This window comes from Candidatus Polarisedimenticolia bacterium (assembly GCA_035764505.1).
Classification (GTDB): domain Bacteria; phylum Acidobacteriota; class Polarisedimenticolia; order Gp22-AA2; family AA152; genus AA152.
In genome coordinates this window covers 1-5434 of the sequence record DASTZC010000120.1, presented here as the reverse complement: position 1 = coordinate 5434, position 5434 = coordinate 1, and the positions used below count along the sequence as shown (strand labels likewise).

The 5434-nt window shown below is 67.0% G+C and carries 6 protein-coding genes; 3 read left to right on the top strand and 3 right to left on the bottom strand.

Features of this window, described 5'->3' with window-relative positions; genetic code table 11:
- Nucleotides 1-59 precede the first annotated feature (59 nt).
- Nucleotides 60-485 (bottom strand): YciI family protein, encoded by a 426-nt coding sequence (locus tag VFW45_08590; protein HEU5180837.1) that lies wholly within the window; start codon nt 483-485, stop codon nt 60-62.
- A 263-nt stretch (nt 486-748) separates the two neighbouring features.
- On the opposite strand from VFW45_08590, the gene VFW45_08585 reads away from it, so the two are divergent.
- From VFW45_08585 to VFW45_08575, 3 genes are all read left to right on the top strand, one after another.
- Nucleotides 749-1984 carry an RNA polymerase sigma factor gene (locus VFW45_08585; protein ID HEU5180836.1) on the top strand — a complete coding sequence of 412 codons (1236 nt, stop codon included), beginning with the start codon at nt 749-751 and terminating at the stop codon, nt 1982-1984.
- A 150-nt stretch (nt 1985-2134) separates the two neighbouring features.
- Nucleotides 2135-2611: a VOC family protein gene (locus VFW45_08580; GenBank protein HEU5180835.1), complete on the top strand. Its 477-nt coding sequence runs from the start codon at nt 2135-2137 to the stop codon at nt 2609-2611.
- Between the two features lie 72 nt (nt 2612-2683).
- On the top strand, nt 2684-3046 hold the full coding sequence (locus tag VFW45_08575) for a YciI family protein (GenBank protein ID HEU5180834.1): 363 nt from the start codon (nt 2684-2686) through the stop codon (nt 3044-3046).
- Nucleotides 3047-3067: 21 nt separating this feature from the next.
- Here the strand turns inward: VFW45_08575 and VFW45_08570 are convergent, their stop codons facing one another.
- Together VFW45_08570 and VFW45_08565 are read right to left on the bottom strand one after the other, a co-directional pair.
- Nucleotides 3068-3541: an OsmC family protein gene (locus VFW45_08570; GenBank protein ID HEU5180833.1), complete on the bottom strand. Its 474-nt coding sequence runs from the start codon at nt 3539-3541 to the stop codon at nt 3068-3070.
- 347 nt (nt 3542-3888) lie between these two features.
- Nucleotides 3889-5434, bottom strand: a 1546-nt coding sequence (locus VFW45_08565; protein ID HEU5180832.1) for a LamG-like jellyroll fold domain-containing protein, incomplete at its 5' end; no start/stop codon positions are given.

Below are 5434 nucleotides of genomic sequence, written 5' to 3'. Positions count from 1 at the left end.
ACCATATTTATTGGTCTATGTCAAGAGGCTCCCCACCACGGAGACCCGAGCGGCTTCCCTCAGCTCTTCTTCTGGGCTTCGATCTTCCTGGTGAGCTCCTTCTCCCTGGCAACCAGCTCGGGGGATGCGTCGAGATCGGTAACCTCGTAGAGGGGACGAATCTCGATCTCCGAATCGCCCGGCATGGGGTTCGGGCAGCGCTTGACCCACTCGACGGCCTCGTCAATCGACTTCACCTTCCAAAGCCAGTAGCCCGCGATGAGCTCCTTGGTTTCGGAGAAAGGACCGTCGACCACAGAGCGCCCGCTGCCGCTGAACTTCACCCTCTTCCCTTTCGAGCTTGGCTGCAAGCCGTCACCCGCCTGCATGATTCCCGCCTTCACCAGCTCCTCGTTGAACTTCATCATGTCGCTCAGAAGCCGCTCCGAAGGCATGACGCCCGCCTCGGAGTCCTTGGTCGCCTTCACGATCACCATCACGCGCATCGTCGTATCTCCTGATTAGGGAGGCGGGGTCCATCCCCGCCTCCATGGATAGGTCGAACGGCGGGACCGTCAATCGACAGAGCGAGCCGTTTTTTTCGCGGCCGTCCCATCTTGCCTCAGCCGGGAACGCACTTCCAGGTCATTGACCATTGGCCGTCCCTCCTCTGCCGAGCTTACAATCCTCGCTTCCGGAAATTCCCCGCCGGAGGAGAGAAATCGCGGCCGGGCTTCTCCATCGGAGCATCCTGCTCGACAAGGTCCCCATGAGCCAGGAGACAGCCATCACCGCGGCATTCATCGACGCGATCTACCGCAGCGAATCGCGCGCCGTCCTGGCCACGCTGATTCGCCTCCTGGGCGATTTCGACCTGGCCGAGGAAGGGCTGCACGAAGCTTTCCGCGCGGCGCTCGAGCAGTGGCCGCGCGACGGCGTCCCGGCGAACGTCAAGTCGTGGCTGGTCTCGACCGGACGCTTCAAAGCCATCGACGGCATCCGGCGGCAGGCGCGCTTCGAGCCCCTCGACTCCGAGCGGCATGATGCGCCCGCGCCGCAGGCGGAGGTCGATGCGCCGGCCATCGAAGACGACCGCCTGCGGCTGATCTTCACTTGCTGCCATCCGGCGCTGGCCGCCGACGCGCAGGTCGCGCTGACGCTGCGCGAGGTGTGCGGGCTGACGACCGAAGCGATCGCCGCGGCCTATCTGGCGCCGGCGCCTACGCTGGCGCAGCGCATCGTGCGGGCCAAATCCAAGATACGCGATGCCCGCATCCCTTATGAAGTGCCCCCGCCGGATCAGCTGCCCGGGCGGTTGGAAGCGGTCCTGCGCGTCGTCTACCTCGTCTTCAATGAGGGCTATGACGCCAGCTCGGGAGAGACGCTGACGCGGCCCGACCTCTCCGCCGAGGCGATCCGTCTGGGCCGTCTCCTCCTGGAGCTGATGCCCGAGCCCGAAGCCATGGGGCTGCTGGCGCTGATGCTCATTCACGAGGCACGCCGCACCTCCCGCCTTTCAACTTCGGGCGACCTGGTCCTCCTCGAAGATCAGGACCGCTCCCTTTGGAACCGCCGACAAATCTCCGAGGGGTCGGCCCTCGTCCGGCAGGCCTTCGCCTCGCGGCGCTTCGGTCCCTACACCGTGCAGGCCGCCATCGCCGCGGTGCATGCCGAGGCGCCCGAATTCGCCGCCACCGACTGGAGCCAGATCGTCGGCCTGTACGATCTTCTGCTGCGTCTGGAGCCTTCGCCCATTGTCGCGCTGAACCGCGCCGTCGCCGTGGCAATGCGCGACGGCCCGGTGCGTGGCCTGGCGCTGGTCGACGCCATCCTGGCCGATGGGGAGCTGGCTGATTACCGGTTGGCCCATGCGGTGCGCGCCGATCTTTGCCGGCGGCTGGGGCGGACCGAGGAAGCCCGGTCCGCTTACCAACGCGCCCTGGCCCTCACTCATCAGGAGGCGGAGAAGAGGTTTCTGAAGCGCCGCCTGGTCGAGCTCGGCTGAAAGCGCCCCGCGCGCGAAAAAAGGCCTGGCCCCTTGTCGATCCGGCCCCAGGCCGTTCGACCAGAAGGTGAGAGACGAGAGTACCCCCTCGGTCCGGATGCAGGTAACCTGAGCCTGGGGGGCCATCATGACCTCCTGAAAGGAGCCGACATGGCGACCAAGATCACGCCGTTCCTGTGGTTCAACAACCAGGCCGAGGAGGCCGCAAAGTTCTACACCTCGGTTTTCAAGAACTCGAAGATCAACACCGTCACCCGCTACGGCGCGGAAGGTCCGGGTCCGAAGGACTCGGTGATGACCGTGGACTTCACCCTCGACGGCCAGGAGCTCACGGCGATCAACGGCGGCTCGCACTACACCCTCACGCCGGCAATCTCCTTCGTCGTGCACTGCCGGACGCAGCAGGAAATCGATGAGTACTGGGACAAGCTGCTCGCCGGCGGAGAGGCGATGCAATGCGGCTGGCTCACCGACCGCTTCGGCCTGTCATGGCAGATCACTCCGACCATCCTGCTCGAGATGATCCAGGACAAGAACGCGGCCCGGAAGAGCAGGGTCATGCAGGCGATGATGCAGATGGTGAAGCTGGACATCCAGAAGCTGAAGGACGCCTACGAGCGGGCTTGAGGCCCGCCTGGACCGCCCTGCTGCCGCAAGCCGGCCGCTTCCGGAATCCCTCGAGCCTTGAAGGAGCGCTCCATGAAGTACCTTTGCCTCGTCTACGGCGACGAGAACAAGCTGGCGGAGATGGACGATCGCGAGTGCCTGGCCCACGACGCCCGGCTGCGGGACAGCGGCCACTGCGTCGCCTCTGAAGCGCTGCAGCCGGTCTCCACTGCCACTACCGTCCGGGTGCGCCAGGGCAGGATGTCGGTCTCCGATGGCCCTTACGTGGAGACCAAGGAAGCCCTCGCCGGCTTCTATCTCATCGAGGCGCGCGATCTCAACGAAGCCATCCAGCTGGCTTCCGGGATTCCTCCCGCCGCCGTCGGCGGCATCGAGGTGCGTCCCATCCGCCCGATCCGCGAATCTCCCCGCAAAGGCGCCAAGCCGCCCCTCTGATCCGGCGTTACGCAGGCCGCCCTAGCTCGCGATCCCGATGTGGGCCGGCACGATTGCCGTGATCTTCGGGTCGGCCTGGACCTTCGCCAGAATCGAGTTGGCGATGAGACAGCCGGCTTCCGCCTCGTGGAAGGCCTCCCGCGCCACGTCGATCTGCTCGGGCCGTCCGACGACGATGCGCGGCTTCAGGACGACCCGGGTAAAGCGGAACACCCCCTCGGCCGTCTCCAGCGTGCCAATGGCGTCGCACTCGTAGGAGATCAGGTCGATCCCGCGCCGCTTGGCAGCCGACAGGAAGGTGGTCATCGTGCAGGAGTTGACCGCCGCGACGAGCAGGTCCTCCGGGCTCCAGATCCCCGGATGACCGCGAAACTCGGGAGGGCTCGCCACTTCGAGACCTTGCTTGCCGGCCGCGGTAAGGGCGCCGCGCTTCTCGCCGCTCCAGCGCACCTCGACCTCGTACTGATACGTCTTCGGCTTCATCTTGATGTCCATCTGTCTCCTCCCCAGCGCCGCGGGATCCCTCCCCCGACGCCTAGCTCTTCTCCGGCGCGACCCACGCAAGAAACCGCAGCGATTGCGGTCGTTGCGGCAGATGCCGCGAAAAATCCAGCCGACATCCGCTGCAATTCGACGAGTTGCGTCATCCGTCGGGAGATCAGGCAAGAGGCGTGCCGGGTGCCCGCGTGAAGGATCGGGGTTGATTACCCTGCGATCCGCCGGGGCAGGCCGCAGCCGCGAGGTCGACCCAGGGTGCCGAAAGCCGCCGCGGCTGACCAGGGGAAGAACCGGCGCGGCGGGCTTCCGCAAGGGAGCCCGCCGCGCCGGAGATCATTCAGGCATCAGGGACAGGCGTCGACCAGGCGCGACGTCGACGCGGCACCCTCGAAACCCATTCCCCAGGTGCCGACACCGCACTGGTCGTGGCCCCGGACGAGATACCAATAGCTCTCCCCTTCCGAGGGCATCATCGCGTCGTCGAGCTCCGACGCGCCCATCCCGGATCCCATGCAGGACGCGCCTGGAGCGCCGCCGATCGGAGGCTGGCTGGTCATACCGCGCGTGACGTCGTAGGTGACCGGAAGCGCCCCCCCGAGGATCGGATCCCAGACCAGGCGCAGAGTGACCGGATCGAAGCGCAGGTTGGCGACCTCCGCCGGAGCGGGAAGTGGCGTACCGGCGGCGCAGCTCCCCGTCCAGCACGTTTCCATCCCATTGCAGGGGTTGGCATCGGAGCACGACATGCCGTCGGGCTGCTTCCCGTCGGCCGGACAGAAGACGCTCGAACCGTTGCAGACCTCGGCCACGTCGCAGACGCCGGCCGCGGCGCGGCAGAGGGCGCCGGGATTCGCCGCCGCGTGCTGGCACAATCCTGCGCCCATCGGAGCCTTGTCGGCAGGGCTCCAGGCAGGGCTGTTGACCAGCGTGCCGTTCTGCGCCGGCACCGTCGAGTCTCCCGCCACGGTGCCGCCGTTCTCGTTCAGCCCCCAGCGGCCGATCAAGCCGGTCCCCGACGCTATTTCCTGATCGCGACCGGACAGGATCTCCGACGGCGTCAAGGCACGGTTCCAGATGCGGACCTCGTCCAAGACGCCGGCGAAGAAGCCGGCGGCCGCACCCGTCGATGTCATGGCGGTCCCCAGGCCGAAATGCTGGATGCTGTCGTAGCGGGGTTCGACTCCCGGGCTCTGCGGGCAGGATCCGGCGGGCGAGCAGGTGGTGCAGCTCGATCCGTCGGCGGTCGTGCCCTCCACGCCGTCGATGTAGAAGTGCCATCCCGCGGCCGTGCTGTAGGTGACCGCCACGTGGTGCCAGCTCTGATCGGTGATGCTGGCGGAGCTGCAGGCAGGGTGGTTCTGCCCCGCGCTCCAGCCCCCGGCCGCGGCAAACTGCTCGAAGTCGGCCACCGGCCTGCCTGCCGCCGTGATCCCGAGGAAGTAGTTGCAGTCGACGTTCGACCCTTCCGCCTCCCCGCGTCCCTTGGACACCAGCGGCACGGCGGTCACGCCGCCCGTGCCGGTGCTCGTGGTGGCCCCCCAGGTGGCGCCGTCGCGGCGGATCCAGGCTTCGAGCGTGAAGCTCCGCGCCCCCAGCGAGGTCTCGCCGGCCGCCGATCCCATGGTCACGTAGTCGCTCGTGCCGCTGAAGTTCAGTCCGGAGATGTTCCCTCCGACGCAGGTGTCGCTCGTGCAAGCGTTCGCATCGTCGCATTGCCCGGCGTCGGTGCACGGTGCCGGCGGCGCGTTTTCACAGCTTGCCGCCAGGCACCGGTCGGTGGTTGCGGGATTGCCATCGTCGCAATGGACATCCTCGGCGCAGCAGCCGGGGGTGGGCACGTAGGAGGCACCGCAGGATCCGCTGCTGCAGAGATTGGCCGTGCAGGCATTG

Bases quoted from the DNA above. Each gene is read 5' to 3' on its own strand.
- VFW45_08585 (HEU5180836.1), top strand. From the start codon at position 749: ATGAGCCAGGAGACAGCCATCACCGCGGCATTCATCGACGCGATCTAC.
- VFW45_08570 (HEU5180833.1), bottom strand. From the start codon at position 3,541: ATGGACATCAAGATGAAGCCGAAGACGTATCAGTACGAGGTCGAGGTG.
- VFW45_08590 (HEU5180837.1), bottom strand. From the start codon at position 485: ATGCGCGTGATGGTGATCGTGAAGGCGACCAAGGACTCCGAGGCGGGC.
- VFW45_08575 (HEU5180834.1), top strand. From the start codon at position 2,684: ATGAAGTACCTTTGCCTCGTCTACGGCGACGAGAACAAGCTGGCGGAG.
- VFW45_08580 (HEU5180835.1), top strand. From the start codon at position 2,135: ATGGCGACCAAGATCACGCCGTTCCTGTGGTTCAACAACCAGGCCGAG.